This is a genomic window from Planomonospora sp. ID91781 (genome assembly GCF_015711595.1).
Classification (GTDB): domain Bacteria; phylum Actinomycetota; class Actinomycetes; order Streptosporangiales; family Streptosporangiaceae; genus Planomonospora; species Planomonospora parontospora.
This window is the reverse complement of sequence record NZ_JABTEY010000002.1, coordinates 2,276,897-2,301,336: the sequence shown is the minus strand read 5'-3', so window position 1 is coordinate 2,301,336 and position 24,440 is coordinate 2,276,897. Positions and strand designations below refer to the sequence as shown.

Annotated in this window: 25 protein-coding genes, 2 tRNA genes and 1 riboswitch; of the genes, 14 read left to right on the top strand and 13 right to left on the bottom strand. The window is 71.0% G+C overall.

Features of this window, described 5'->3' with window-relative positions:
* The first annotated feature begins 7 nt into the window (after positions 1 to 7).
* Positions 8 to 628 (top strand): DsbA family protein, encoded by a 621-nt coding sequence (locus HS048_RS29410; protein WP_068903661.1) that lies wholly within the window; start codon positions 8 to 10, stop codon positions 626 to 628.
* A 475-nt stretch (positions 629 to 1,103) separates the two neighbouring features.
* Positions 1,104 to 2,513 carry an aldehyde dehydrogenase family protein gene (locus HS048_RS29405; RefSeq protein WP_196469289.1) on the top strand — a complete coding sequence of 470 codons (1,410 nt, stop codon included), beginning with the start codon at positions 1,104 to 1,106 and terminating at the stop codon, positions 2,511 to 2,513.
* Positions 2,514 to 2,648: 135 nt separating this feature from the next.
* Here the strand turns inward: HS048_RS29405 and def are convergent, their stop codons facing one another.
* On the bottom strand, positions 2,649 to 3,137 hold the full coding sequence (gene def, locus HS048_RS29400) for a peptide deformylase (protein ID WP_068903665.1): 489 nt from the start codon (positions 3,135 to 3,137) through the stop codon (positions 2,649 to 2,651).
* 99 nt (positions 3,138 to 3,236) lie between these two features.
* Here def and HS048_RS29395 point away from each other — a divergent pair, with 99 nt between their 5' ends.
* Positions 3,237 to 3,704, top strand: coding sequence for a ribose-5-phosphate isomerase (locus HS048_RS29395; protein ID WP_068903667.1), 468 nt, complete (start codon positions 3,237 to 3,239; stop codon positions 3,702 to 3,704).
* Positions 3,705 to 3,729: 25 nt separating this feature from the next.
* Here the strand turns inward: HS048_RS29395 and HS048_RS29390 are convergent, their stop codons facing one another.
* Positions 3,730 to 3,885, bottom strand: a complete 156-nt coding sequence (locus HS048_RS29390) for a hypothetical protein (protein WP_157237510.1) — start codon at positions 3,883 to 3,885, stop codon at positions 3,730 to 3,732.
* 71 nt (positions 3,886 to 3,956) lie between these two features.
* A complete protein-coding gene (locus HS048_RS29385) occupies positions 3,957 to 5,186 on the bottom strand; it encodes a GNAT family N-acetyltransferase (RefSeq protein ID WP_068903669.1) in 1,230 nt (409 codons plus the stop codon).
* Between the two features lie 118 nt (positions 5,187 to 5,304).
* Between HS048_RS29385 and HS048_RS29380 the strand changes: the two genes are divergently transcribed.
* From HS048_RS29380 to HS048_RS29370, 3 genes are all read left to right on the top strand, one after another.
* Positions 5,305 to 6,420 carry a PP2C family protein-serine/threonine phosphatase gene (locus HS048_RS29380; RefSeq protein ID WP_084009041.1) on the top strand — a complete coding sequence of 372 codons (1,116 nt, stop codon included), beginning with the start codon at positions 5,305 to 5,307 and terminating at the stop codon, positions 6,418 to 6,420.
* Positions 6,421 to 6,516: 96 nt separating this feature from the next.
* Positions 6,517 to 7,821, top strand: a complete 1,305-nt coding sequence (locus tag HS048_RS29375) for an RIP metalloprotease (protein ID WP_231647632.1) — start codon at positions 6,517 to 6,519, stop codon at positions 7,819 to 7,821.
* Between the two features lie 50 nt (positions 7,822 to 7,871).
* Entirely contained in the window at positions 7,872 to 8,534 is a 663-nt protein-coding gene (locus HS048_RS29370) for a MarR family winged helix-turn-helix transcriptional regulator (RefSeq protein ID WP_196469288.1), read from the top strand.
* Here the strand turns inward: HS048_RS29370 and HS048_RS29365 are convergent.
* From HS048_RS29365 to HS048_RS29345, 5 genes are all read right to left on the bottom strand, one after another.
* The gene (locus tag HS048_RS29365) at positions 8,521 to 9,027 is read right to left on the bottom strand and encodes a DinB family protein (protein WP_196469287.1); all 507 of its coding nucleotides are present in this window, start codon (positions 9,025 to 9,027) and stop codon (positions 8,521 to 8,523) included. The genes HS048_RS29370 and HS048_RS29365 overlap by 14 nt on opposite strands.
* 84 nt (positions 9,028 to 9,111) lie before the next feature.
* On the bottom strand, positions 9,112 to 10,059 hold the full coding sequence (locus HS048_RS29360) for a hypothetical protein (protein WP_231647633.1): 948 nt from the start codon (positions 10,057 to 10,059) through the stop codon (positions 9,112 to 9,114).
* Positions 10,060 to 10,131: 72 nt separating this feature from the next.
* Positions 10,132 to 10,267, bottom strand: a riboswitch (cyclic di-AMP (ydaO/yuaA leader).
* A gap of 72 nt (positions 10,268 to 10,339) precedes the next feature.
* Positions 10,340 to 11,437, bottom strand: a complete 1,098-nt coding sequence (gene galT / locus HS048_RS29355; protein WP_196469286.1) for a galactose-1-phosphate uridylyltransferase — start codon at positions 11,435 to 11,437, stop codon at positions 10,340 to 10,342.
* On the bottom strand, positions 11,434 to 12,234 hold the full coding sequence (locus HS048_RS29350) for a DeoR/GlpR family DNA-binding transcription regulator (RefSeq protein ID WP_068903679.1): 801 nt from the start codon (positions 12,232 to 12,234) through the stop codon (positions 11,434 to 11,436). The genes galT and HS048_RS29350 overlap by 4 nt, the downstream gene beginning before the upstream one ends.
* A gap of 82 nt (positions 12,235 to 12,316) precedes the next feature.
* Complete coding sequence (locus tag HS048_RS29345; protein WP_196469285.1) at positions 12,317 to 12,922, bottom strand: HD domain-containing protein; 606 nt, start codon at positions 12,920 to 12,922, stop codon at positions 12,317 to 12,319.
* A 113-nt stretch (positions 12,923 to 13,035) separates the two neighbouring features.
* On the opposite strand from HS048_RS29345, the gene HS048_RS39205 reads away from it, so the two are divergent.
* Positions 13,036 to 13,113 (top strand): 50S ribosomal protein bL37, encoded by a 78-nt coding sequence (locus tag HS048_RS39205; protein WP_373293985.1) that lies wholly within the window; start codon positions 13,036 to 13,038, stop codon positions 13,111 to 13,113.
* 177 nt (positions 13,114 to 13,290) lie between these two features.
* Here the strand turns inward: HS048_RS39205 and HS048_RS29340 are convergent, their stop codons facing one another.
* The 3 genes from HS048_RS29340 to HS048_RS29330 all read right to left on the bottom strand — a co-directional run bounded on the left by HS048_RS29340 (position 13,291) and on the right by HS048_RS29330 (position 17,395).
* Positions 13,291 to 13,860 carry a TIGR03086 family metal-binding protein gene (locus HS048_RS29340; protein ID WP_068903683.1) on the bottom strand — a complete coding sequence of 190 codons (570 nt, stop codon included), beginning with the start codon at positions 13,858 to 13,860 and terminating at the stop codon, positions 13,291 to 13,293.
* A gap of 161 nt (positions 13,861 to 14,021) precedes the next feature.
* Positions 14,022 to 15,782, bottom strand: a complete 1,761-nt coding sequence (locus HS048_RS29335; protein ID WP_068903685.1) for a SpoIIE family protein phosphatase — start codon at positions 15,780 to 15,782, stop codon at positions 14,022 to 14,024.
* 254 nt (positions 15,783 to 16,036) lie between these two features.
* Positions 16,037 to 17,395, bottom strand: coding sequence for a TrpB-like pyridoxal phosphate-dependent enzyme (locus tag HS048_RS29330; protein ID WP_068903686.1), 1,359 nt, complete (start codon positions 17,393 to 17,395; stop codon positions 16,037 to 16,039).
* Between the two features lie 140 nt (positions 17,396 to 17,535).
* On the opposite strand from HS048_RS29330, the gene HS048_RS29325 reads away from it, so the two are divergent.
* Positions 17,536 to 17,685: a hypothetical protein gene (locus HS048_RS29325; RefSeq protein WP_157237511.1), complete on the top strand. Its 150-nt coding sequence runs from the start codon at positions 17,536 to 17,538 to the stop codon at positions 17,683 to 17,685.
* A 126-nt stretch (positions 17,686 to 17,811) separates the two neighbouring features.
* Here the strand turns inward: HS048_RS29325 and HS048_RS29320 are convergent.
* A tRNA-Gly gene (locus HS048_RS29320) sits at positions 17,812 to 17,882 on the bottom strand.
* Between the two features lie 88 nt (positions 17,883 to 17,970).
* Between HS048_RS29320 and HS048_RS29315 the strand changes: the two genes are divergently transcribed.
* A tRNA-Pro gene (locus HS048_RS29315) sits at positions 17,971 to 18,044 on the top strand.
* A gap of 83 nt (positions 18,045 to 18,127) precedes the next feature.
* On the opposite strand, the gene HS048_RS29310 is transcribed toward HS048_RS29315, so the two are convergent.
* Positions 18,128 to 18,634, bottom strand: coding sequence for an ATP-binding protein (locus HS048_RS29310; RefSeq protein ID WP_230881921.1), 507 nt, complete (start codon positions 18,632 to 18,634; stop codon positions 18,128 to 18,130).
* A 244-nt stretch (positions 18,635 to 18,878) separates the two neighbouring features.
* Here HS048_RS29310 and HS048_RS29305 point away from each other — a divergent pair, with 244 nt between their 5' ends.
* The 5 genes from HS048_RS29305 to clpX all read left to right on the top strand — a co-directional run bounded on the left by HS048_RS29305 (position 18,879) and on the right by clpX (position 24,415).
* A complete protein-coding gene (locus HS048_RS29305) occupies positions 18,879 to 19,745 on the top strand; it encodes a helix-turn-helix transcriptional regulator (protein WP_196469284.1) in 867 nt (288 codons plus the stop codon).
* Between the two features lie 207 nt (positions 19,746 to 19,952).
* Positions 19,953 to 21,323, top strand: coding sequence for a trigger factor (tig, locus tag HS048_RS29300; RefSeq protein WP_196469283.1), 1,371 nt, complete (start codon positions 19,953 to 19,955; stop codon positions 21,321 to 21,323).
* Positions 21,324 to 21,643: 320 nt separating this feature from the next.
* Positions 21,644 to 22,288 carry a ClpP family protease gene (locus tag HS048_RS29295; RefSeq protein ID WP_153054624.1) on the top strand — a complete coding sequence of 215 codons (645 nt, stop codon included), beginning with the start codon at positions 21,644 to 21,646 and terminating at the stop codon, positions 22,286 to 22,288.
* Between the two features lie 11 nt (positions 22,289 to 22,299).
* Positions 22,300 to 22,944 (top strand): ATP-dependent Clp protease proteolytic subunit, encoded by a 645-nt coding sequence (locus tag HS048_RS29290; protein WP_068903692.1) that lies wholly within the window; start codon positions 22,300 to 22,302, stop codon positions 22,942 to 22,944.
* A 193-nt stretch (positions 22,945 to 23,137) separates the two neighbouring features.
* On the top strand, positions 23,138 to 24,415 hold the full coding sequence (gene clpX / locus HS048_RS29285; protein WP_068903694.1) for an ATP-dependent Clp protease ATP-binding subunit ClpX: 1,278 nt from the start codon (positions 23,138 to 23,140) through the stop codon (positions 24,413 to 24,415).
* Positions 24,416 to 24,440 lie beyond the last annotated feature (25 nt).

Here is a 24,440-nt window from a genome sequence, read left to right as displayed (position 1 = left end):
GCGACCGATGACCGAGCGCACACCGGTGGACCTCTGGTTCGACCCCTTCTGCCCCTTCGCGTGGATGACCTCGCGCTGGCTGCTGGAGGTGGAGAAGGTGCGGCCGATCGAGCCGCGCTGGCACATCATGAGCCTGTACGTCCTCAACGAGGACAAGGACGTCCCCGAGGACTACCGCGAGATGATCGGCAAGGCCCTCGGCCCGGCCCGGGTGGTCACCGCGGTGCAGGAGAAGCACGACTCTGAGACGGTCGGCCGGCTCTACACCGAGCTGGGCGTCCGCTTCCACAACGAGGGCAGGGTCAAGCAGCTCGACACCCTCCGCGAGACCGTGGAGGAGGCGCTCGAGGCGGCGGGCCTGGACCGCGCGTTCGCCGACGCGATGGACTCCGACGCCTACGACGCGGCACTGCGCGCCTCGCACGCCGACGGCATCGACCGGGTCGGCCAGGAGGTCGGCACCCCGGTGATCGCGGTCGGCGACGTCGCGTTCTTCGGCCCGGTCATCTCGCCCGCGCCCAAGGGCGAGGAGGCGGGCAGGCTCTGGGACGGCGTCCGGCTGGTCGCCGGATTCGACGGCTTCTTCGAGCTGAAGCGCTCCCGCACCCGGCCGCCGATCTTCGACTGACGCACCCGGATGTCGATGTCCGGCTGAGCCGGTGGGCCGCGCGGCCGGGGAACCGGCCGCGCGTGCGACGGGAGCCGTACTCCCTCGTGCCGTGACGGCGCATGGCGGGAGCCGTGCCGCTCGCACGTGCGACGGAACGCGACAGGAGCCGTGCCGTCCGTCCGTCCGTACGGCATGCGTCCGTCCGTACGTGCATGCGTGCGTGCGTGCGCGCGACGGAAGCGGTGCCGCTCGCGCGTGCGATGAGACGTGAGGGGAGCGGTGCTCCCCTCATGCACGGTGAGATGCGACGAGACATGGCGAATGTGCGGGATATCGGCTATTCACCACCGACCGGGACGCTCCTCCGTATTCTTGGCGGACGAAGCGACGGACAGCATCCAGCCGCGCCTTTGACGGTCGGTGATGCGACGAACACGCCGCGTAGCGATCGGGACTCTCGCCTTCCCCCCGGTCCTCGCGCAAGGATGAGGGAATGCGTCACCTTTATCTGGACGGAGCATGGCGGCCGTCGGCGTCGGGCGCGAGCATCGACGTCGTCAACCCCGCGACCGAGGAACTGATCGACCGGGTCCCCGCGGGGTCGCCCGCCGACGTGGAGGCGGCCGTGGCCGCCGCCCGCGCGGCCCTGCCGCGGTGGTCGGCCACGCCCCCCGCCGAGCGGGCCAAGGTCCTCGCCGCGGCGGCCGCGCTCATCCGGGAGCGCTCCGACCAGATAGCCAGGATCATCTCCACCGACATGGGCGCCCCCTACGGCATGGCGCTCAAGGTGCAGACCCTGATGCCCGCCGGGGTGCTGGACTCCTACGCCCGGCTGGCCGAGGCCTACGAGTTCGACACCCGCAGGATCGGCAACTCCTGGATCCTGCGGGAGCCGGTCGGCGTGGTCGGCGCCATCACGCCGTGGAACTACCCGCTCCACCAGATCGTGTGCAAGGTCGGACCGGCGCTCGCCGCCGGCTGCACGGTCGTGCTGAAGCCCAGCGAGGTGGCGCCGCTGGCGGCCTTCGCGCTGGCCGGGGTCTTCGACGAGGTGGGGCTGCCCGCCGGGGTGTTCAACATGGTGAGCGGTCACGGCCCGGTCGTCGGCGAGGCCGTCGCCGCGCACCCCGGCGTGGACATGGTCTCCTTCACCGGCTCCACCGCGGCCGGGCGCCGGGTCGCCGCGCTCGCCGCCGAGACGGTCAAGCGGGTGGCGCTGGAGCTCGGCGGCAAGTCGGCGAGCGTGATCCTGCCGGACGCCGACCTGCCGACGGCGGTCAAGGCGACAGTGGCCAACGCCTTCCTCAACTCCGGCCAGACCTGCTCCGCCTGGACCCGCATGATCGTCCACCGCGACCAGTACGACGAGGCCGTCAGGCTGGCCGTGGCGGCCGCCGGCAAGTACACCGTCGGCGACCCCTTCGACGAGGCCACCCGGCTCGGCCCGCTGGTCTCCGCCGCGCAGCGCGACCGCGTCGTCCGCTACATCAACCGGGGCCAGGAGGAGGGCGCCCGGCTGGTCGCCGGAGGAGCCGACCGCCCGGCGGGCAGGGGATTCTACGTGGAGCCCACGGTCTTCGCCGGGGTGGAGCCCGGCATGGTCATCGAGCAGGAGGAGATCTTCGGTCCCGTCCTGACGATCATCCCCTACAGCCGGGGGGAGGACGAGGCCGTCGCCATCGCCGACGGCACGCCGTACGGCCTGGCGGGCGCGGTGTGGGCGGGCAGCGAGAACCGGGCCGTCTCCCTGGCGCGGCGGCTGCGCACCGGCCAGGTGGCGATCAACGGCGGCCGGTTCAACCCGCTGGCCCCCTTCGGGGGCTACAAGCAGTCCGGTCTCGGGCGCGAGCTGGGGGAGTTCGGTCTGGAGGAGTATCTGGAGACCAAGTCGCTCCAGCTCTGACCCCTCTCCGGGCGGGTCGCGGGCTCCGACCTCTCCGGGAGGGGAGCGGGTCCCGGGCCGCGGCGGACGTGCGGGCGCCCGCCCCGGGGACTCCGCGGCGGGTGCGCGGTCCCGGCCGCGGCGGACGGGACCGGGTCAGGGCGTCTGGAGCAGGACCTTGCGGGCGGCGTCCTTGGCCAGCCGGTCGACGTAGAGCATGCCGTTCAGGTGGTCGGTCTCGTGCTGGAAGCAGCGGGCGAGCATGCCGCGGGCCCGGACCCGCACCGGGCGGCCGAGGCGGTCGACCCCGGTGACGGTGACCCCCGAGGCGCGCGGGGTCCTGGCGTAGAGCGGCTTGCCCGTCTCGCGGCTCGGGACCGACAGGCAGCCCTCCTCGTCGACCATCTCGGCGTCGTCGTCGATCGTCAGCTCGGGGTTGATCACATGGCCCTTGCGGTTGCTGCAGTCGTAGACGAAGATCCGCTTCGACACGCCGATCTGCGGACCCGCCAGGCCGACGCCCTGCGCGGAGTACATCGCGGCGAACATCTCGTCGACCAGGCGGCGCAGGTCGCGGTCGAAGTCCACGACCGTCTCGGCGGGCGTGCGCAGGACCGGATCCCCGATCACTCGGATGTCGCGCATGGAGGGCTCCCGGATGTAAGGGTTCTTGTGGCGGGCCGGTCATTACTCTAGCGGGGGGTGGGGGTCCGGCCGGACATCTCCACCTGCCACACTGGGCCCGTGCGTGTCTACATCGGTGCCGACCATGCCGGCTATGAGCTCAAGAACCACCTCGTCTCCTGGCTGAAGGAGCACGGCCACGAGGTCGTCGACTGCGGTCCGACCGTCTACGACGCCGAGGACGACTATCCGCCGTTCGTCCTGCGCGCGGCCGAGGGCGTCGCGGGGGACCCCGGCAGCCTCGGGGTCGTCATCGGCGGCTCGGGCAACGGCGAGCAGATCGCGGCCAACAAGGTGCGCGGCATCCGCGCCGCCCTGGCCTGGAGCGAGGACACCGCCAAACTGGCCCGCGAGCACAACGACGCCAACGTGATCAGCATCGGCGGGCGCATGCACCCGCAGGAGGAGTCGACCAGGTTCGTCGAGCTCTTCCTGTCGACCCCCTACTCGGGCGCCGAGCGGCACAGCCGCCGGATCGAGCAGCTCGCCTCCTACGAGGCGACCGGGGAGCTCCCGCCGCTGCCGTAGCCGCCCGGCCGCGGCTCCGCCCGCCCTACCTGTCCCGGCCCCTGCGCGCCGGCTCCCTGCGGGGGGTCTCGTCGCGCAGGGGCCGCCGGTCGGCGGCCTCCTGCTGCTCCTTGGAGGGCCGGGAGACGTCCCGGGCCCGCATCGCGGTGATCGCCGTGATCTGCAAGCTCTGCAGTGCCATGCCGCCACCATAACCCGGAGGCGACCCGGCGCCGCCGTACCGGCGGGCCGGGCTCCCGAGGAGCCGGGGGCTCAGAAGACCAGGCCCGCCCAGGGGGCCGGCTCCCACGACAGGGCCGCGGACAGCTCCCGTACGGCTCCCGCCCGCGCCTCGCGTACGACGCCGGCGGCCTGCAGCGCGGTGAGCGACCGGCCGCCCAGGTAGGCGGCGCCCAGCGCGGTGACCGGCAGCACCAGGTCGGCGGCCTCCCCGGTGGGCGCGCACCGGGCCGCCCCGGTGCCGGCGGTCAGCCGCCAGCGGCCGGCGTTCCACGGGCAGACGGTGTCCTCGACCTCGACCACCACGTCCACCGGCGCGGCGTACCGGCGCGCGGGAAGGGCCCGCTCGACGTCCACGATCCGGACCCACAGGTCGTCGAGCCAGCCCGCGCGGAGCCGGCGCGGCTCGGCCAGCAGGTGGATCAGCGGATCGTCGGAGGGGCGGCTCCAGGCCTTCACCCGCGCGACCAGGTCGCGTTCGAGCAGGTGCCGCCAGAGCAGCGCGTAGGCGGCCGGGTCCAGACCGAAGAGCTCCTTCAGCCGCAGCTCGCCGTCCGGCTCGTCGTGCTCGGTGACGCCCGCCTTGATCCGGAACAGCGCGTAGCCGCGCGGGCCGCCGTCGTCCTCGGCGACGACCGCCCGGAGCGGGCCGGCGCCGTTCTGGTCGGCCTCGTGGTCGGACAGGACCGCGTCCCAGCGCGCGGACGTGCGGGCGTACAGGCCGGGACGGCTGTCGAGCGCGGCCTCGAAGACCTTCTCGAAGACCTCCCTGCTCTCGGCGGGCCTGACGATCCGCAGGCGCAGCGCGGGATCGGCCGGGGCGTGCGGGGCCAGGGCCGTGCCGCGGGTGGGGATGTCGAAGAACAGGGTGTCGGCGGCCCTGCCGTACCCGAACCGCCCGTAGATCGCCGCCTCGGAGGCGTAGAGCGCGGCGACGGCCTCACCCCGCTCGTGCAGGTCCGCCAGCTGGCGGGTCATCAGGGCGGTCAGCACGCCCCGGCGGCGGTGCGAGGGGAGCACGCCGACGGCGGTGACCCCGCCGACCGGGATCGGGCCGCCGGGGACCGTCATGGTGAAGCTGCACACCGCGGTGACGCCCACCAGCCGACCGCCTTCGAAGGCGCCCAGCGAGCGGTCGAACTCGGTGTTGTTGCGGAACAGTTCGACGCGGTGCGCGGGGAAGGCGTTGCCGAAGGCCTCCTCGTCGACGGAGATCCATTCGGACCAGTCGGATTCTGTCATCGGCCGCAGGGTGAGACTCATTCCTCCCACGGTAGGCAGAACGGCCGTTTCCGGCCATCGAATATACGTGCTTAATGATCAAGGCATTGGTCAAGTGGGCTGCCCAAAAGGCGGGCGGCCCGCTACAGTCGAGCGCATCATGAGTTCCCGACCGGCGCCGTTGATCCCCGCAGGGCTCCGCGCGTTCCTGGTGCGGGTCCCCTTCCTGGTGTCCATCGTGCGGTTCCTCCGCCGGGGGCCGCTGGCCCGCGACCGCAACCTGCTCATCACGCTGATCGTGCTGACGCTGGTGATCGGCGGACTGGCCGCCCGCGTCTCGGTCGAGTGGTTCTCCCCGGCGCTCGTGATCCCCGTCATCCTGGTCGGCGGGCTGCAGCTCCGGCTGCGGAGCCTGGCCAAGCTGCTCGGCGCGGCCGTGACCGCGCTGGCCTACGTCGGCTTCGCCGCCGGCCCGGCGCACATCGGCCCCGGGCTGCTGGCGGCCTTCGGTTTCACCGCCGTGCTGGCCGCCCTCATGTCCCGCACCCGGGGACAGCTCGGCGTGCAGGGACTGCGCGGCGACGTGATGCTGCTGGAGCTGCGCGACCGGCTCAAGAAGCAGAGCGAGCTCCCCCCGCTGCCCAAGGACTGGGGTTCGAAGGTGGTGCTCAAGCAGGCCGGGGGCTCCTCCTTCGGAGGCGACTTCCTGGTCTCCGCGCGCGACGGCGACACGCTGGAGCTGGCCCTGGTCGACGTGTCGGGCAAGGGCGTCGACGCGGGCACCCGGGCCCTGATGCTGTCGGGGACCTTCGGCGGCCTGCTCGGCTCGGTCTCCGACTTCCTGCCCGCCTGCAACGCCTACCTGCACCGTCAGCGGGAGGCCGAGGGCTTCGTCACCGCCGTCCACGTCCGGATCGACCTGGCCACGGGCGAGTACGAGATCACCTCGGCCGGGCACCCGCCGGTGGTCACGTTCGAGGCGGGGACGGGCACCTGGCGGGTCTCCTCCGCCAAGGGGGTGGTCCTGGGGGTCGTCCCGGACCTGCACTGCGAGCCCGACCGGGGGACCCTCCGCAAGGGCGACGCGCTCATGCTCTACACCGACGGGCTGATCGAGCAGCCGGGCCGTGACATCGACGCCGGTCTCGACCGGCTGCTGGGCGAGGCCGAGCGGCTGCTGCCTTCGGGTTTCGCGGGCGGGGCGCGCAACCTGGTCACCTCCATGTCGTCGGGGCACAACGACGACTGCGCGCTGATCCTCATCTGGCGGCCCTGACCCGCTCGCGGTTCCGGAGCGCGGTCCCGGTGGCAGGGGCTTCGGCTAGTCTCTTATGGGGCATTGCTGGTAAATCCGCGACCAGGGGGAACCTCTGTGGACCTGCTTTTCCTGATCGGCATCGTCCTCTTCCTTCTGGGACTGATGGCCTCGATCGGACTGCACGAGATCGGCCACCTCGTGCCGGCGAAGCTGTTCGGCGTCAGGGTCACGCAGTACATGGTCGGTTTCGGGCCGACGATGTGGTCGCGCCGCCGGGGCGAGACCGAGTACGGCGTCAAGTGGATCCCCCTCGGCGGATACATCCGCATGATCGGCATGCTGCCGCCCCGCGCCGGCGACGATCCGGGCAAGGTGCGCTCGGTCTCCACCGGCCCGTGGCAGGGCCTGATCGAGAACGCCCGAGAGGTCGCGCTGGAGGAGGTCCGTCCGGGGGATGAGGACCGCGTCTTCTACCGCAAGCCCTGGTGGCAGAAGGTCATCATCATGACGGGCGGCCCGGCGATGAACTTCGTGCTGGCCTTCGTCCTGTTCGCCGTCGTGCTGATGGGCTTCGGCGTCACGGTGCACAAGACGGAGATCGCTTCGGTCCCGGCGTGCGTGAAGACCGCCGCCCAGTACGCCGCCAACCCCGAGTGCACCGCCGCCGACGCGGCCAGTCCCGCCGCCGCGGCGGGGCTGCGGCCCGGTGACGTCATCGTCTCGGTGGCCGGCAGGCCCGCAGCCACCTGGGAGGCGGCGACCCGCGCCATCCGCGGCAGCGGCGCCGGGCCGGTGCAGATCGGCATCACCCGGGACGGGCAGCCGATGACCGTCACGGCCACCCTCATCGCCCAGGACCGCGAGTCCCTCGACGAGCCCGGCAAGACGGAGCGGGTCGGCTACCTGGGGGTCAGCCCCAAGCAGGTCATCGAGAAGCAGGACTTCGGCGCCGTGGTCGTGCACATGGGGGACATCACCTCCAGGACCGCCGCCGCGCTGCTGCGCTTCCCGGAGAAGATGGTCGGCGTCTGGAACGCCGCCTTCTCCGGGGAGGAGCGCGACAAGGACGGCCCTATCGGCGTCATCGGCGTCAGCCGCATCGGCGGCGAGATCGCGGCCTCCGACGCCCCGCTGGAGAACAAGGCGGCCGTTTTCGTCAGCCTGCTGGCCAGCTTCAACCTGGCGATCGGTCTGTTCAACCTGATCCCGCTGCTCCCACTGGACGGCGGCCACATCGCCGGCGGTCTCTGGGAGGGGGTCAAACGCGGCTTCGCCCGTGTCACCCGCAGGCCCGAGCCGGCGCACGTGGACATCGCCAAGGTGCTCCCGCTGACCTACGTGCTGGCCTTCACGATGATCATCATGGCCGGCCTGCTGATGTACGCCGACCTGGTCAACCCGATCCGCCTGGCCGGCTGACCCGGCTTCGGGCGCGGCCCGCCGCGGCGGGCCGCCGATAGGGTGGGGCCGTGGAGGACGGGACGCCCGGAGCGGTGATCGACGTGGCGCTGTTCCGGTTGCGCCGGATATGGTCGCGGCCGCTGCGCGCGCGCAAGGCCGCCGATCCGCAGCGGCCGGTGCAGATGTCCAACGTGATGGTCGTGCACGCCGTGCACAAGCTGAGCCTGGACGTCGCCGAGGTGACCGTGGGGGCCGTCGCCGAGCAGCTCGACGTCGACCCGTCCACGGCGAGCAGGCTGGTCAACGACGCGATCGGCGCGGGCCTGGTGACCCGTGAGGAGTCCGAGGTCGACGCCAGGCGGGCCCGGCTGGTGCTGAGCGCGCCCGGACGCAGGGTCCTGGAGGCGGTGGTCCGCTACCGGAGGGCCTACCTCGACGGCCTGATGGCCGGCTGGGACCGGGCGGACCGGGAGGCGTTCGCCCGGCTGCTCACCCGGTTCGCCGAGGCGGCCACGGCCCGTCCGGCGGATTCGGCCGCCCTCGACCGCCTGATCGCCGAGGCGCTGGAGGGCGGCGGGGCGCTGGAGGGCGGCGGGACCGACACGCCGGTGGCGTCCGGTACGGTCCCGGCGCCCGGTGATCCGGTGGCGCCCCCTCCCGGCACCCGGTCCGGCACGGTCCCGGACGGCGGGACCGCAGACCCGGCCCGGGGCGCGGCTACTCGCCCGTGACGCCGTCGATGTGCTCGCGGATGATGTCGGCGTGGCCGTTGTGCCGGGCGTACTCCTCGATCATGTGGACCAGGATCCAGCGGAGTGAGACCTCCTCGCCCCTGCGCAGGGTCTTGCCCGCGGTCTCCAGCGGCAGCCCGGCGGCGAGGCGCCGGGCGTCCTCGATCGCGGTCCGCCAGTGGGCGAACGCCTCCTCGGCCGAGGCGGTCTCCACGTTGTCGAAGTCCCCGTCGGGGTCCTCCCGGGTGCAGAAGAGGTCGGGCACGTCCTCGCCCATCAGGATCTCGCGGAACCAGTAGCGCTCCACCTCGGCCAGGTGCCGGACCAGGCCCAGCAGCGAGAGCGCGGACGGCGCGGCGGCGCGCAGCCGCAGTTGCTCCTCGGTCAGGCCGGCGCACTTGACGGCGAGGGTCTCGCGGTGCCAGTCCAGCCAGCTGTGCAGCATGGACGTCTCATCGGCGATGAAGGGGGGATTGACCCGTTTGTCAGTCATGGGTCCTCATCCTGCCCGCACGCCCGACCACTGTCATACCGTTTTGTCCCCGGCTGGAAGTCCTGTCCGGCCGGGGGCGGCGGGTCAGAGCATCGAGATGTGCACGTGGTCGTAGTGGTTGGCGGTGTTGCCGCCGCGGTCGGACATGAAGCGCCAGCCGGAGCCGTGGTTGATGCGCTGGCGCCAGATCACGTACTTGACGCCGAGCTTGCCCCTGTTCTTCAGGACCCAGGCGGCGATCTCGTCGCCGAGCCTGAGGCCGGCGGCCGAGGGCATCGCCCCACCGGTGCTCATCATGAAGTCGCAGGCACGGCCCAGGGGGTGTTCGCCTCCGTCGTTCATGCTCCGGTAGCAGCCGACCGTGTGGGTCAACTCGAAGCGCCGCTTGACGACGTCGCGCATGTTCCGGGTGCGGTCGGTGATGTTGTCGGGGCCGTTGGGCAGCTGGGGCACCCAGCTGCCGTCCGCGCGGCGGCCGGAGCCGAGAGGGACCAGCTGGTCCAGCTTCCGCTTGATGTCGCGGATCACCTTCTCGGCCTCCTCGCGCCGGTCCTCGACCTCCTCGGCCTCCTCGCGGAGGTCCTCGGTGAGCCGGGCGGCCCGCTCCGCGGCCTGCTTCCTGCGGTCCCTGCTGACGGCGAAGCCCTCCAGGTAGGCGGACTGCTGGGCGACGAGCTGCTCCATCACGGCGGCGGCGGCCATGTCGCCCTCACCGGAGAACAGCAGCACGGGCAGGTCGCCGGAGTTGCTCTGGTAGCGGAGCTGGGCGATCGAGTCGACCTCCTGCTTGGCCTCCTGGTAGGTCTTCTCCGCCTTGCGGAGGTTGTCCTTGGCGACGCTCTCCGCCTTCTCCGCCTTGCGCACGGACTCCCGCTTGGCCGCGTAGGCCTCGATGAGCCCGTCGACCTTCTTGCCGAGCCTCTTCAGGTCCTTGCGGAGCTCCGCCTCGGTGGGCTTGGGCTCCGCGAGGCCCGCGGCGGGGACGCCGAGGGTGAGGCCGAGCGCCGAGACCAGGCAGACGGCCGCGGCCACGCGGTGACGGAACGTGGGGGACATCGGCGATGCAGGTGACGCAGACGACGCGGGCGACGCAGCCGCCACGAACTCTCCTCTCCTTCAGCCGGCCGGGTTAGCTGACGGGTTCGGGCTGGAGGAAGCCCTTCCACTGATGTGGTTCACCCCAGATGCGGTGGTTCCCCGGCTCCCGGGCGAGGCGCCCGGGATTAGGCATATCTGCTGTTGAAGCCGATGACTGAAGGATAGTAGTGGTAATGAGATGGTCATGCGACTCCAAGCCGAGACCATGCAGTGATCAATCCGTGATCGCCGTGCGCAGGAGACGGGCCGCCTCCTCGGGCGGGACGTCGTTCACGAAAGCCCCCATCGCGGCCTCCGACCCGGCGAGGTACTTCAGCTTGTCCGGCGCCCGGCGGATGCTGAACAGCTCCAGGTGCGCGTACGACAGGTCCCGCCCGACGTTGACCGGCGCCTGGTGCCAGGCCGCGACGTACGGCATGGGCACGCCGAACAGCCCGTCCAGCCGGCGCAGCACGCCGGTGTAGAGCGGGCCGAACGCCGCGCGCTCGGCCCGGTCCAGCCCGCTCAGGTCGGCGACCCGCCGGTGGGGGTAGACGTGCACCTCGAACGGCCAGCGGGCCGCGGCCGGGACGAACGCCGTCCAGTGCTCGTTGGCGGCGACCACCCGCACCCCGGCCTCCCGTTCGGCGGCCAGGACGTCGGCGAACAGGTTGCCGCCGGTCCGCTCCCGGTGGCGCTCGGCGGCCCGCAGGGTCAGCTTCGTGCGCGGGGTGACGTAGGGGTAGGCGTAGATCTGGCCGTGCGGGTGGGCCAGGGTGATGCCGATCTCCGCTCCCCGGTTCTCGAAGCAGAACACCTGCTCCACTCCGGGGATCGCGGACAGCTCCGCAGTGCGGTCGATCCAGGCCTCCATGACCAGCTCGACCTGTGCGGGGGAGAGCGAGGAGAAGGACGAGTCGTGGTCGGAGGTGAAGCAGACCACCTCGCAGCGGCCCAGACCCGGGCGGGTCCCGCCGATCACGCCCGCCCCGGCGTGGCCGCCGGGATCATCGTGGGTGCCGGGGGGAGTGGAGAACGAGGGGAAGCGGTTCTCGAAGACGACGACGTCGTAGGAGGAGGCGGGGATCTCGGAGAGGCGGCCGGGGGCCGACGGGCAGAGCGGGCACCGGTCGGCGGGGGGCAGGAAGGTCCGGCTCTGCCGGTGCCCCGCGATCGCGATCCACTCCTCGGTCAGCGGGTCGTAGCGCAGCTCCGAGGGAGCCGGGCGGGGCGGCAGCTCGCGCTCGTCGACGGCGCCGCGGTCCGCGTCGTCGTACCGGTCGAAGTAGAACAGCTCCCGGCCGTCGGCCAGGTGGGTGAGGGTGCGCTTCACCGGCCCGCCACCTGCCTGTCCTGCTCCGGTTCGGCGATGACGAGCTCGCCCGTCTGGGCGGAGATCTCCTCGCGGGCCTCCTGGGGCAGTCCGGGGTCGCTGATGACGACGTGCGCCTCGGACAGGCGGGCGATGGTGCTGATCCCGACCGTGCCCCACTTGGTGTGATCGGCGGGCACGACCAGGCGGTGCGCGGAGGCGACCAGTTCGCGGTCGGTCTCGGCCTCCAGGAGGTTGGGCGTGGTGAACCCGGCGCGGGAGCTCATGCCGTGCACCCCGAGGAAGAGGGTGTCCACGTGCAGCCCGCGGATCGCGGCGACCGCGACCGGTCCGACCAGCGCGTCGGAGGGGGTGCGCACGCCACCGGTCAGCACGACCGTGCGGTCGGCGCGGGGCGAGCGGTGGAAGACGTCGGCGATCCGGATCGAGTTGGTGATGACCGTCAGCTCGGGGACGTCGGTGACGAAGTGGGCCAGCGTCCAGGTCGTGGTGCCCGCGGAGAGCGCGATGGCGGTGCCGGGCCGGACGAGCCGGGCCGCCTGCCGGGCGATCGCCTCCTTCTCCGGCTGCTGGCGGGCCGACTTGGCGGCGAACCCGGGCTCCTCGGTCGATCCGGGGCCGGCGGCGGTGGCCCCGCCGTGGACCTTCTCCAGCAGGCCGCGCTCGGCGAGGACCTCCAGGTCCCGGCGGATCGTCATGTCGGACACGCCGAGCTCCCGGACGAGATCGGCGACGCGGACGCCGCCGCTGCTGCGCACCCGCTCCAGAATCGCCTGCTGCCGCTGTTGGGCGAGCATTGACCCACTCCTTAATCAAACAACTTCCATCAAATTACCACATCGCGATGCAGGGAAGATGTGTGTTTGTGCTGGATAATCCTCACAAGCGGGCGATTTCCCCCTGCATGTTCTCCCGGGCGGCGATCTCCCACACCGAGGCGCCCGCGCTGTGGAAGATCGCCGGAAGGTCCAGCAGGGAGCGCAGCACGGCCGCCCGCCCGGTCCGGAACGCCTCGTCCGGGACGAAGGCGTACTCCTCGCGCACGGCCGCCGCGTAGGCGGCGTAGACCTCGGGGGGCGCGGCCAGGATCGCCAGGTCGGCGTCGCACAGCACGGCCCCGTCCGCGTCCCCGGGCTCGGGGGCGTGGGTGACGGTGAGCCTGACCAGGCGGGCCACCGCGGCGACCGCCGGGGCCGGCAGCCCCAGCTCGGGCAGGGCCCGCTCAGCCATCCGGGCGCTGCGCTCCTCGTTGTCGCCGCGCTGCGGATCGTAGACGGCGTCGTGGAACCAGGCCGCGAGCCGTACCAGGTCGGGGTCTCCGGCATGCCCGGCCAGCGCGTCGACGTGGTCGAGCACCGCCTCCAGATGGGCGGTGGTGTGGTATCTGCGGTGCGGCTCGCCGTACCGGGCGATCAGGTCCGCACCGAGCCGGTCGGCTCCGGGGCCGGTCAGGGCGCGCCAGCGGGCCATCAGGTGAGAGCTCATGCCCGGACTCTAAGGGCGGCCGCCGGACGGCCTGCGACTTGGGCCTTGTACGGCGCGCGTTCCCGGGGGACGGTGGAGGCCGGACCCGGATCCACGGACGGAGGCGGTCGCACATGGCCAGACGGGCGCGCAAGGCGCGGGCGAGGAAGAAGCGGAAGGCCAACCACGGCAAGCGGCCCGCGGCGCGGTAGCGCACCGCACCCGGTGCCCCGTCACGGACCCGGTGCCTCCGCCGGGCGCTGCGCTCCCACCGGAGGCACCGCACGGGGCCCGCGGAGCCGCAGCGTCCCGGGCCGGGACCGGAGCCTCCGTCGGTCTGTTCCCGGGCCGGGGCCTCCGCCGGAGCCGTCTCCGGGCACGGCGCGGTCTCAGCCGGCGCGGCCCCAGGCGGCGAGCAGCCTGGCCTGCAGGCCGGTGCCCGCGGGCACCGGGTGCGGATCGCCCATGACGCCCGCCTGCCGGTAGTCGTCCCCGGCGTCGGCGAACCAGGCCGCGCAGGCCTCGACCAGCTCGGGGTCGAGCCGCTCGTCCGCACCGATCGCCCGGGCCAGGTCCCAGGTGTGGATGAGCGCGTCGGCGAACAGCTCGGTGATGTACTCCGCGCCGGGCACGTCGCCGAACGAGAGCCGGACGACGGCCGTCAGGGAACCGCCCTCACCCGTCGCCTGGACGGCGGCGGCGGCCGAGGCGTCGAAGGCTTTCAGCGGGTCGTCGCCGAGCAGGTCGCCGTCGAAGGCGCCGCCGATCTCCGCGGCGCTCCGCCCGGCGAACAGCTCGGGCACGCACAGGCTCTCGCTCACCACGTGGTTGACCAGGGTACGGACGTCCCAGCCCGCGCACGGCGTCGGGTTCTCCCACTGCCCGGGTGCGATCCGGTGGACGAGGGCGCCGAAGTCGTCCAGCGCCCGCCGGTAGGCCTCCCGGATGTCGATGGTCATGTGCTGCCCTCCCGAATCATCGATTCGACCGTAACCCGTGGAGCGCCAGTAGTCAGCGCACCCGTCGGGCATGACCGGACGGGCGCTCCGGGCCCCGGGCAGGGGGCCGTACCGCGGTCGTCACGCGGCCCGCGTCCGGCGCCGGGTGTCCTGGAGCGGTGTTAGAGCAGCTTCTGCTCCACCCAGACGATCTTCCCCTGGGGCGTCGGACGGGTCCCCCAGCGGTGGGCCATCCAGTTGATGAGCTGCAGGCCGCGGCCGCTGTCGTCGGTGCCCGCGGCCTCCCGCATGACCGGCATCGAGGGCGAGCGGTCGGCCACCTCGCAGACCAGGCTCGGACCGCGCAGCAGCCGGAGCCCGACGGGCCCCGCACCGTGCCGGACCGCGTTGGTGACCAGCTCGCTCACCATGAGCTCGGTGCCGTCGGAGACGGAATCCAGCCCCCACTCGGAGAGCGTGGCGCGGACGAAGCCGCGCGCCTTCGCCGCCGAACGGGTGTCCGGCGGGAGCGCGAGCACGGCGACCTCGTTCTCGGACAGCTCGCGCACCCGGGCCAGCAGGAGCGCGATGTCGTCGCGTTCGTGTCCCGGCCGCTGGGCGCCGATCGTGAGGTCGCAGACCTCCTCCAGGTCCTTGCCCAGCTCCTCGCCCCGGCCGGAGAGCAACTGCCGCAGCGCGCCGATGCCCTCGTCGATGTCGCGGTCGCGGCTCTCCACCAGGCCGTCGGTGTAGAGGGCGAGCACGGAGCCGTGCGGCAGGGTGAGCGAGGCGGTCTCGACCGGGTCGTTGCCGATGCCGAGCGGGAGGCCCGCGGGCACCTCGACGATCTCCGTCGTGCCGTCCGGGTGCGCCAGGACCGGCGGCACGTGCCCGGCGCGGGCGATCGTGCAGAGCCGGGTGACCGGATCGTAGGTGGCGTAGACGCACGTCGCGATCTGGCTGCCGTCCAGGTCCTGGCTCATCCGGTTGAGCCGGAACAGCACCTCGCCGGGGCTCAGGTCGAGGCTGGCCAGCGTGCGGGCCGCCACCCGGAGCTGGCCCATCGTGGCGGCGGCCCGGGTGCCGTGCCCCATCACGTCGCCGACCACCAGGGCGACCCGGCACCCCGGCAGCGGGATCACGTCGTACCAGTCGCCGCCGACGCTCGCCAGGTCGCTCGCCGGCAGGTAGCGGGAGGCGATGGACAGGCCGAGGGGCTGGTAGAGGTCGGAGGGGAGCAGACTGCTCTGCAGGGTCAGCGCGGTCCGGCGCTCGTGGCCGTAGAGCCGGGCGTTGTCCAGGCAGATCGCGGTCCTGGCCGCGAGTTCCTCGCCGAGCGCGACGTCCTGCTCGTCGAAGGGGTCGCTGTCCGGCCGGCGGGTGTAGACGACGAAGCCCAGCACCCGGCCGCGCGCCTTCAACGGAACCACCAGGAAGGAGCTGTCCTCCAGCACCCTGGTCACCTCGTCGCGCTTCCAGGCGCGGCCGATCTCCCGCGCGGTGCGGGCGCCCAGCCGGGGGTACAGGATCGGGTTGCCGGTGGCCATCACCTTGGCGTACGGCGTCCAGGCGTCGTAGACGGTGACCTCGTCCACCGGGAAGGCCCGGGCGTACTCCCCGGGGACGGCGGACGCCACGCCGACCGCGAGACGCCGGACCAGCGCCGAGCCGTCGGTGCTGCGGTGCGGGAACTCGCCGTCGGTGACGAGCCGGTCCTGCACCAGGATGCCGGCCGCGTCGGCGAAGCGCGGCACGGCGACCTCCATCAGCTCCCGGCCCGTCTCGAACATGTCCAGGGTGGTGCCGATGCGCTTGCTGGCGGCGTTGAGCAGCGAGAAGCGCTCGTGCACGGAGGCCGGGCTGCCCATCCGGACCTCGCCCGTCGCGGGGGTCTTGGTCACGAAGCGGTGGTCGGCCCGCTCCGCCGGGGCGTCGGTGCTCATTCGTCCCACCGCGGCTCGGGAACGAAGGCACCACCGGTGCCGGGCACGTTCTCGATGGAGATCGCGTGCAGGAAGGACTTGAACGGCACCCGGACCTGGTCGCTCTCCGTCACACGTCCCTCCCGTGTGCTTGACTCCGGCTCGGGTCAAGCGTAAAGAATGATCTACGATGGAGTCTCATGTTTACCTGAGAAACCGCCGGATGTCTCGTCCGGGTCCGGGGACGCGCCGGAAGGCGCGGCCGGTCGCCGCTCTCAGGTGACGGGCAGCTCCTCCAGCGCGGTGTCGATGCGCTCCTGCGGCAGCGCGAAGTCCTCCATCTCCCCCGCCAGGTGGCGGTCGTAGGCGTTCAGGTCGAAGTGCCCGTGCCCGCACAGCGCGGTCAGGATGACCTTCGGTTCGCCGGTCTCCCGGCAGCGCAGCGCCTCGGCGACGGTCTCGGCCAGCGCGTGCGTCGGCTCGGGGGCGGGGACGATCCCCTCGGTCCTGGCGAAGCGCAGGCCCGCCTCGAAGCACTCGGTCTGCCCCTTGGCCACCGCCTCGAACAGGCCCAGTTCGTACAGGTGCGAGATCAGCGGGGACATGCCGTGGTAGCGCAGCCCGCCCGCGTGGATCGGGTCGGGCACGAAGCCGTGGCCGAGCGTGTGCATCTTCAGCAGCGGGGTGAGCCCCGCGGCGTCACCGAAGTCGTAGGCGTAGACGCCCCGGGTCAGCGACGGGCAGGCTTCGGGCTCCACCGCGCGGATCACCGGGTCCATCCGCCCGGCCAGCTTCTCCCTCAGGAACGGGAAGACGAGCCCGGCGAAGTTGGAACCGCCGCCGGTGCAGCCGACGATCAGGTCGGGCACCTCGCCGAACGCCGCCAGCTGCTCGATCGCCTCCTCGCCGATGACCGTCTGGTGGAGCAGCACGTGGTTGAGCACGCTGCCCAGGGCGTACCGGGTGTCGGCGGCGGCCGCGGCCACCTCGACGGCCTCGCTGATCGCGATGCCCAGGCTGCCGGGGGAGTCCGGGTCCTCGGCCAGGATCTTGCTGCCCGAGACGGTCTCCGGTGACGGGCTCGCGTGCACGGTCGCGCCGTACACCCGCATGAGGGACCGGCGGTGCGGCTTCTGGTCGTAGGAGGCGCGGACCATCCAGACCTCGCAGTCGAGGCCGTACTGCGCGCAGGCGAACGCCAGGGACGAGCCCCACTGCCCGGCGCCGGTCTCGGTGGTGAGCCGGCGGACCCCCTCGCGGGCGTTGTAGTACGCCTGGGGGACGGCGGTGTTGGGCTTGTGGGAGCCGGACGGGGAGCCGCCCTCGTACTTGTAGTAGATCCGGGCCGGGGTGCCGAGCGAGCGTTCGAGCCGCCGGGCGCGGATCAGCGGCGTCGGCCGCCAGAGCCGGTAGACGTCGCGGACGCCGTCCGGGATGGGGACGAAGCGGTCGGTGCAGACCTCCTGGCCGATCAGCTCCGCCGGGAAGAGCGGGGCCAGGTCGTCGGGACCGACCGGCTGCCGCGTGCCGGGGTGCAGGGGCGGCGGGGGAGGGGCCGGGAGATCGGCCAGGATGTTGTACCAGTTGCGCGGGATGCGGGACTCGTCGAGCAGCACTCGGGTGGCCTCGGACACGGTTCGCCTCCAGGGGTCGCTGCTCTCAGTGTCGTTCACCTCACCCGCCGTGGTCCACGCGTTTCCCTTTTGTCCTTCGAGGACGCACCGCGCCTCTTCTTCCCCCGGTACGGCGCCCGCCGCGGACGTACGCTGGAGCCGTGGAGACAGAGAAGGACTGGAGGCGGCTCCCCGAGAGGGTGCCGCCCGAGGAGACGGTCGAGGCCCATCCGGTGGAGGAGGTCCCGGACACCGCGTTCGTCGAGGACCTCCGCTTCAAGCAGTGGCTGAGCGGTCCGGCGAGCGGCTGACCGGCCGGCGGGCGGGCGGGCCGGTGTGAGAGATCCGGGCGGGCCGGTGTGAGAGATCGGAGAATTCGCCGGAAAGAAGAAGGGCCAGGTCTCCGGTTACCCGGTGACCTGGCCCTTCTTCGTGAGAGCGGACGACGGGAATCGAACCCGCGTAGCCAGTTTGGAAGACTGGGGCTCTACCATTGAGCTACGTCCGCGCGATCCGGTGTTGGTCTGGTCTAGACTTCATCCGGTCGTCAGGGCGTAATCGTACCGGAGATCCGGACCGTGCGCGTACCCGACCGCCGGGGTGTGGCGCAGCTTGGTAGCGCACCTGCTTTGGGAGCAGGGGGCCGCAGGTTCAAATCCTGTCACCCCGACATCGACCGGGCGCCGGTTCCGACCGGCGCCCGGTTCCCGTCTCCTCCGGGGTTCTTCTTTCCTCCGGGCCGTGCGGCCGGCGTCAGGCGGTGCCGCTGAAGAGCGCCCAGACGGCCTTGCCGCCGCGGGAGAGGTGGTCCCAGCCCCAGTAGCGGCTGTAGGTCTCCACGATGTAGAGCCCGCGGCCGTTCTCGGAGACGAAGTCCGGCTCCTTCGGGACGGGCGGGGTGTCGCTGGGGTCGGCCACGGCGAGGAGCACGTGGGGCGAGAGCCGCAGCAGCATCAGGGTGATCGGCGCCTCGGACCGATCGGACGGGCACAGAGCGTAGCGAACGGCGTTGGTGACGAGTTCCGAAACCACTAACGCGGCGTCGTCGCTGAGCTCGGACAGCCCCCAGTCGTCCAGCGTGGAGCGGGTCACGTCCCGGGCGGTCTTCACGGAGTCGGCCTGACGGGGGAGCGGGCAGGCCGCCGAGTCCGAGCGGTCGGCCGCGAGCAGCTCATCGAAGCCGATCTCACGAGTCGCCTGCAGGCAGGCGGCAGCCGATCGTGGCTCCTCCACCATCCTGCCGGTACCTCCCGCTGTCATCGTGAGCTCTCCGTGCCGGTTGAGAGTTTTCAAAGCTTGTGCACTATAAGCCCAATATGCACCAAGCCATCATGAGTCACGCGGGCGGGTCCTGCAAGACCCAAATGCACGTGCAGTTGCAGCGTGCAGCGGCATGTGCGTTTAAGGTACAAGGCTGACTAATAGGGCGCACGCCCAAGGCCTTGTCATAACGGCCGGAAGTGGTGACACTGTGTGCGCTGGCCCAAGTGAATAGGGAGGCGAAGTGACGCAGACCCAGCAGGGATCGGGTCCCACAGCTCTGCGCATCCTCCTGGGTTCCCAGCTGCGCCGTCTGCGCGAGACCAGAGGGCTCACGCGGGAGGAGGCCGGCCACCTGATCCGGGGCTCCGAATCCAAGATCAGCAGGATGGAGCTCGGGCGGGTCGGGCTGCGGGAGCGCGACGTCGCGGACCTGCTCACCTTCTACGGGGTGGAGGACGAGGAGGCGCGGGCGGCCGTCATGGACCTCCTGTCCCGGGCGAACGAGCCCGGCTGGTGGCACCGCTTCAACGACCTGCTCCCCAACTGGTTCCAGACGTACGTCGGCCTCGAGGAGGCGGCGGCCCGCATCCGCACCTACGAGGTGCAGTTCGTGCCCGGCCTGCTCCAGACCAAGGAGTACGCCAGAGCGATCATCACCGCCGGAGGCGCCGGCATCGCGCCCGAGGAGATCGCGCGCCGGGTGGACCTGCGCCTCGAACGCCAGCGGGTGCTGGAGCGGTCCGACGGCCCGTTCTTCTGGGCGGTCATCGACGAGGCGGCGCTGCGGCGCCCCATCGGCGGCGCCGAGGTGATGCGGGCGCAGCTGGAGCACCTGATGGACCTGATGCGCCAGCCGAACATCACGATTCAGGTGATGCCGTTCAGCTTCGGCGGGCACAGCGCGGAGGGCGGCGCCTTCAGCGTGCTGCGCTTCCACGACAGCGAGCTTCCCGACGTCGTCTACGTCGAGCAGCTCGCCAGCGCGCTCTACCTCGACAAGCCCGAGGAGGTGGACCGCTACAGCGAGGTCATGGAGCGCCTGTGCGCGGTGAGCACCACGCCCGGTGAGACCGTCGACATCCTCCGGCGCATCATCAAGGAGATCTGACCCGCGCCGTTCGCTGAGGGGTACGGGTCTGCCCTAGACTGGCCTGTGGCGCTGGACACCCGCCGCAGTGGAGCATGCCCCGAACCGCATCTCCTGAGGCTGTGCCCTGCGCCGCTCATGTGGGCGCGGCGCGCGAGCTTGCCGCGATAGCCGTACGAATTGGCGCGCGCCCGCGATCACTCGAAGCTTGATCAAGGAGACCACCCCGTGAAGACCGCTGTCGAGGAGCTCAGCCCGACCCGGGTCAAGCTCACTGTCGAGGTGCCGTTCGAGGAGCTCGGCGAGAGCATGCAGGCGGCTTACAAGAAGGTCGCGCAGCAGGTGCGCGTTCCCGGCTTCCGCCCCGGCAAGGTTCCGGCCCGCATCATCGAGCAGCGCTTCGGCCGCGCGGTGGTGCTGGAGGAGACCCTCAACGACGCGGTGCCGAAGCTGTACGGCCAGGCGGTCGACGAGAGCGACATCTTCCCGGTCAGCCAGCCGGAGATCGAGGTCACCAAGATCGAGGACGGCGAGCAGGTCGAGTTCACCGCCGAGGTGGACATCCGCCCGAACTTCGAGGTGCCCGACTACCAGGGCCTCGAGGTCACCGTCCCCGTCGCCGAGGTGTCCGACGAGGACGTCGACACCCAGCTGGACGGCCTGCGGCAGCGCTTCGCCACGCTGACCGGGGTCGAGCGTCCCGCCGCGAACGGCGACTTCGTCGTCATGGACCTCGCCGCCGCCATCGACGGCGTGAACATCGAGGAGCAGCAGGCCAACGACGTCTCCTACGAGGTCGGCGCCGGCTCGGTGCTGCAGGGCCTGGACGACGCGCTGGCCGGCATGTCCGCCGGTGACGTCAAGGAGTTCACCACCAACCTGGTCGGCGGCGAGAACGCCGGCGAGGAGGCCGTGGTGACCATCACCGTCAAGAGCGTCAAGGAGAAGGTCCTCCCCGAGCTCGACGACGAGTTCGCCCAGCTGGCCAGCGAGTTCGACACCCTCGACGAGCTCAAGGACAGCCTCCGCGAGCAGATCCGCCGCAACAAGCTCATCGACCAGGTCGTGCAGGCGCGGGAGAACGCGCTCGACGCCCTCCTCGACAAGATCGACATTCCGCTCCCGGAGAGCGCGCTCAAGGCCGAGCTCGACAACCGCAAGCACAACCTCGAGCACCAGATCGCGGAGAGCGGCCTGAGCAAGGACGCCTACTTCCGCCTCTACCAGACCACCGAGGAGGAGCGCCACGCCGAGCTCGAGGCGAACTCCGCCAAGGCGCTCAAGACCGGCTTCGTCCTCGACAAGATCGTCAAGGCGGAGGAGCTCGGTGTCAGCGAGCAGGAGCTGACCAACTTCGTGGTGCGGCGCGCCATGCAGATGAACGTCGCCCCGAACGTGCTGGCCCAGCACCTGGCCGACAACGACCAGCTCACCCTGGCCATGGTCGAGATCGTCCGCGACAAGGCCAAGAGCGTCATCGGGGACGCCGCCAAGGTCGTCGACGAGGCAGGCAACGAGGTGGACCTCAAGGCCATCTACACCGAGATCAACGGCGAGGAGCCCATCGAGGAGCCCGCCGAGGAGAAGACCGAGGAGTAGGCAAACGCTCCGCCGGAACACCCGCGGCGCCTCCACCGTGTTCGCACGGCGGGGGCGCCGTTCCGGTTTCCGGGGGCGCCCGGTTCCCGGAGCCGCGGGCGGACCAGCGGACGGGCCGCTTCCCGGGGGCCCGGAACGCCCTCCACCGGCGCCTGCGGGTCCCTCCTGACGCGGCGGAACCTCCGGGCGGGCACCGGGACGGCCGGGGGCTCATCATGCGCTGTCGGCGAACAGCACGTGGAGGGGGCATGTCCGGTAGGCGCCGCGCGTTAAGGTCACAAGCAAAGCCAATCGATTACGACGCATCGGAAGGTGACGCTGTGACCAGCCCGCCGACCTTCTACCAGCCGACCGCCTCCGGGCCCGAGTCGATGAGCCAGCCGACCGGCTCGTTCAGGCTCGAAGACCAGCTCTACCAGCGGCTGCTGCGTGAGCGCATCATCGTGCTGGGCACCCAGGTCAACGACGAGATCGCCAACCGAATCTGTGCCGAGCTGCTTCTCCTGGCAGCGGATGACTCCGAGCGGGACATCTGGCTCTACATCAACTCGCCTGGCGGGTCGGTGACCGCCGGCATGGCGATTTACGACATGATGGAATACGTGCCGAACGACGTGTGCACGGTCGCGATGGGTCTGGCCGCCTCCATGGGCCAGTTCCTCCTCTGCGCCGGCGCGCGGGGCAAGCGCTACGCCCTGCCGCACGCACGCATCATGATGCACCAGCCTTCGGGCGGCATCGGCGGCACCGCCGCCGACATCGCCATCCAGGCGGAGCAGATGCTCTACGTCAAGAAGACCCTCGCGGAGCGCATCGCGTTCCACACGGGCCAGGACCTGGCGCAGATCGAGGCCGACTCCGACCGCGACCGCTGGTTCACGGCCGAGGAGGCCAAGGACTACGGCTTCATCGACAACGTCGTCCGGAGCGCCCGCCAGGTGCCCTCCGAGGGCGCAGTCTCCTGAAGGGACACAACGTGAGTGAGTTGATCCGGCCGGGAGACATCAACGGCCGCTACGTTCTCCCCTCCTTCGTCGAGCGCACGTCGTACGGCGTGAAGGAGATGAACCCGTACAATAAGCTGTTCGAGGATCGCATCATCTTCCTCGGCGTGCAGATCGACGACGCGTCCGCCAACGACGTCATGGCGCAGTTGCTGACGCTGGAGTCGCTCGACCCCGACCGTGACATCAGCATCTACATCAACTCGCCGGGCGGGTCGTTCACCGCCATGACGGCGATCTACGACACGATGCAGTTCGTCCGGCCGGACATCCAGACGGTCTGTCTGGGCCAGGCGGCCTCGGCCGCCGCGGTCCTGCTGGCCGGCGGTACGGCGGGCAAGCGGTTCGCCCTGCCGAACGCCCGGATGCTCATCCACCAGCCCTCCACCGAGGGCGGCGGGCAGGGCAGCGACATCGAGATCCAGGCGCGCGAGATCCTGCGGATGCGCGCGCTCCTGGAGACCCTGGTGGCGCGTCACTCGGGCAAGGGCGCCGAGGAGATCCGCAAGGACATCGAGCGCGACAAGATCCTGAACGCGGAGGAAGCCAAGGCGTACGGGCTGATCGACGACATCATCCCGTCACGCAAGAAGCTCGCCAAGGCTGTCGCCTCCTGAGGAGGTAGATTGCATCGGAACGGTGCCCAATTGGGCACCTTCCGGTGCGACTCGCCGTCAGAGGGCTCACTGAGGGCTCAGAAGGCGGTAACGTCGAAACCTAAGCGGGATGACTTTTCGTACCGGGTTCCGACCGGTCTCGAAAGAACCGGACCGCGGCAGCCAGGCGGTCCCACGCAAAGGAGTATCTGGGGTGGCACGCATCGGCGACGGGGGAGACCTGCTGAAGTGCTCTTTCTGCGGGAAGAGCCAGAAGCAAGTCAAGAAGCTCATCGCCGGGCCCGGCGTATACATCTGCGATGAGTGCATCGATCTCTGCAACGAGATCATCGAGGAGGAGCTCAGCGAGTCCTCCGAGCTCAAGTGGGACAGTCTGCCCAAGCCGAGAGAGATCTACGAGTTCCTCGACGCCTATGTCATCGGTCAGGACAAGGCGAAGAAGGCCCTCTCGGTGGCGGTCTACAACCACTACAAGCGGGTGCAGTCCGGCGAGCGCGGTCGTGACGACGGTCTCGAGTTGGCCAAGTCGAACATCCTGCTCCTGGGCCCGACCGGTTCCGGCAAGACACTGCTCGCCCAGACGCTGGCGAAGATGCTGAACGTCCCGTTCGCCATCGCCGACGCCACCGCGCTGACCGAGGCGGGCTACGTGGGCGAGGACGTCGAGAACATCCTGCTCAAGCTGATCCAGGCCGCCGACTACGACGTCAAGAAGGCCGAGACCGGCATCATCTACATCGACGAGGTCGACAAGATCGCCCGCAAGAGCGAGAACCCGTCGATCACCCGCGACGTCTCGGGCGAGGGCGTGCAGCAGGCGCTGCTGAAGATCCTGGAGGGCACCACCGCGAGCGTGCCGCCGCAGGGCGGACGCAAGCACCCGCACCAGGAGTTCATCCAGATCGACACCACCAACGTGCTGTTCATCTGCGGTGGGGCCTTCGCCGGCCTCGAGCAGATCATCGAGTCCCGGATCGGCAAGAAGGGCATCGGCTTCAACGCCATCATCCGTTCCAAGGAGGACATCGACTCCTCCGACATCTTCGGCGACGTGATGCCCGAGGACCTGCTGAAGTTCGGCATGATCCCCGAGTTCGTGGGCCGTCTCCCGGTCATCACGAGCGTGCACAACCTCGACCGCGAGGCGCTCATCCAGATCCTCACCGAGCCGCGCAACGCCCTCGTGAAGCAGTACCGCCGCCTCTTCGAGCTCGACAACGTCGAGCTGGAGTTCACCCAGGACGCCCTCGAGGCCATCGCCGACCAGGCGATCCTGCGCGGCACCGGCGCGCGCGGCCTGCGGGCCATCCTGGAGGAGGTCCTCCTCTCGGTGATGTACGAGGTGCCGTCCCGCGAGGACGTGGCCCGTGTCGTCATCACCCGGGAGTCGGTGCTCGAGCACGTCAACCCGACGCTCGTCCCGCGCGACCAGCTCAGCAAGCAGCGGGCCCCGCGCGAGAAGTCGGCCTAGCCCCGGCACCCGACCCGATCCCGTA

Bases quoted from the DNA above. Each gene is read 5' to 3' on its own strand.
- HS048_RS29410 (WP_068903661.1), top strand. From the start codon at position 8: ATGACCGAGCGCACACCGGTGGACCTCTGGTTCGACCCCTTCTGCCCC.
- HS048_RS29405 (WP_196469289.1), top strand. From the start codon at position 1,104: ATGCGTCACCTTTATCTGGACGGAGCATGGCGGCCGTCGGCGTCGGGC.
- def (WP_068903665.1), bottom strand. From the start codon at position 3,137: ATGCGCGACATCCGAGTGATCGGGGATCCGGTCCTGCGCACGCCCGCC.
- HS048_RS29390 (WP_157237510.1), bottom strand. From the start codon at position 3,885: ATGGCACTGCAGAGCTTGCAGATCACGGCGATCACCGCGATGCGGGCC.
- HS048_RS29385 (WP_068903669.1), bottom strand. From the start codon at position 5,186: ATGAGTCTCACCCTGCGGCCGATGACAGAATCCGACTGGTCCGAATGG.
- HS048_RS29380 (WP_084009041.1), top strand. From the start codon at position 5,305: ATGAGTTCCCGACCGGCGCCGTTGATCCCCGCAGGGCTCCGCGCGTTC.
- HS048_RS29365 (WP_196469287.1), bottom strand. From the start codon at position 9,027: ATGACTGACAAACGGGTCAATCCCCCCTTCATCGCCGATGAGACGTCC.
- HS048_RS29350 (WP_068903679.1), bottom strand. From the start codon at position 12,234: ATGCTCGCCCAACAGCGGCAGCAGGCGATTCTGGAGCGGGTGCGCAGC.
- HS048_RS29345 (WP_196469285.1), bottom strand. From the start codon at position 12,922: ATGAGCTCTCACCTGATGGCCCGCTGGCGCGCCCTGACCGGCCCCGGA.
- HS048_RS39205 (WP_373293985.1), top strand. From the start codon at position 13,036: ATGGCCAGACGGGCGCGCAAGGCGCGGGCGAGGAAGAAGCGGAAGGCC.
- HS048_RS29340 (WP_068903683.1), bottom strand. From the start codon at position 13,860: ATGACCATCGACATCCGGGAGGCCTACCGGCGGGCGCTGGACGACTTC.
- HS048_RS29335 (WP_068903685.1), bottom strand. From the start codon at position 15,782: ATGAGCACCGACGCCCCGGCGGAGCGGGCCGACCACCGCTTCGTGACC.
- HS048_RS29310 (WP_230881921.1), bottom strand. From the start codon at position 18,634: ATGACAGCGGGAGGTACCGGCAGGATGGTGGAGGAGCCACGATCGGCT.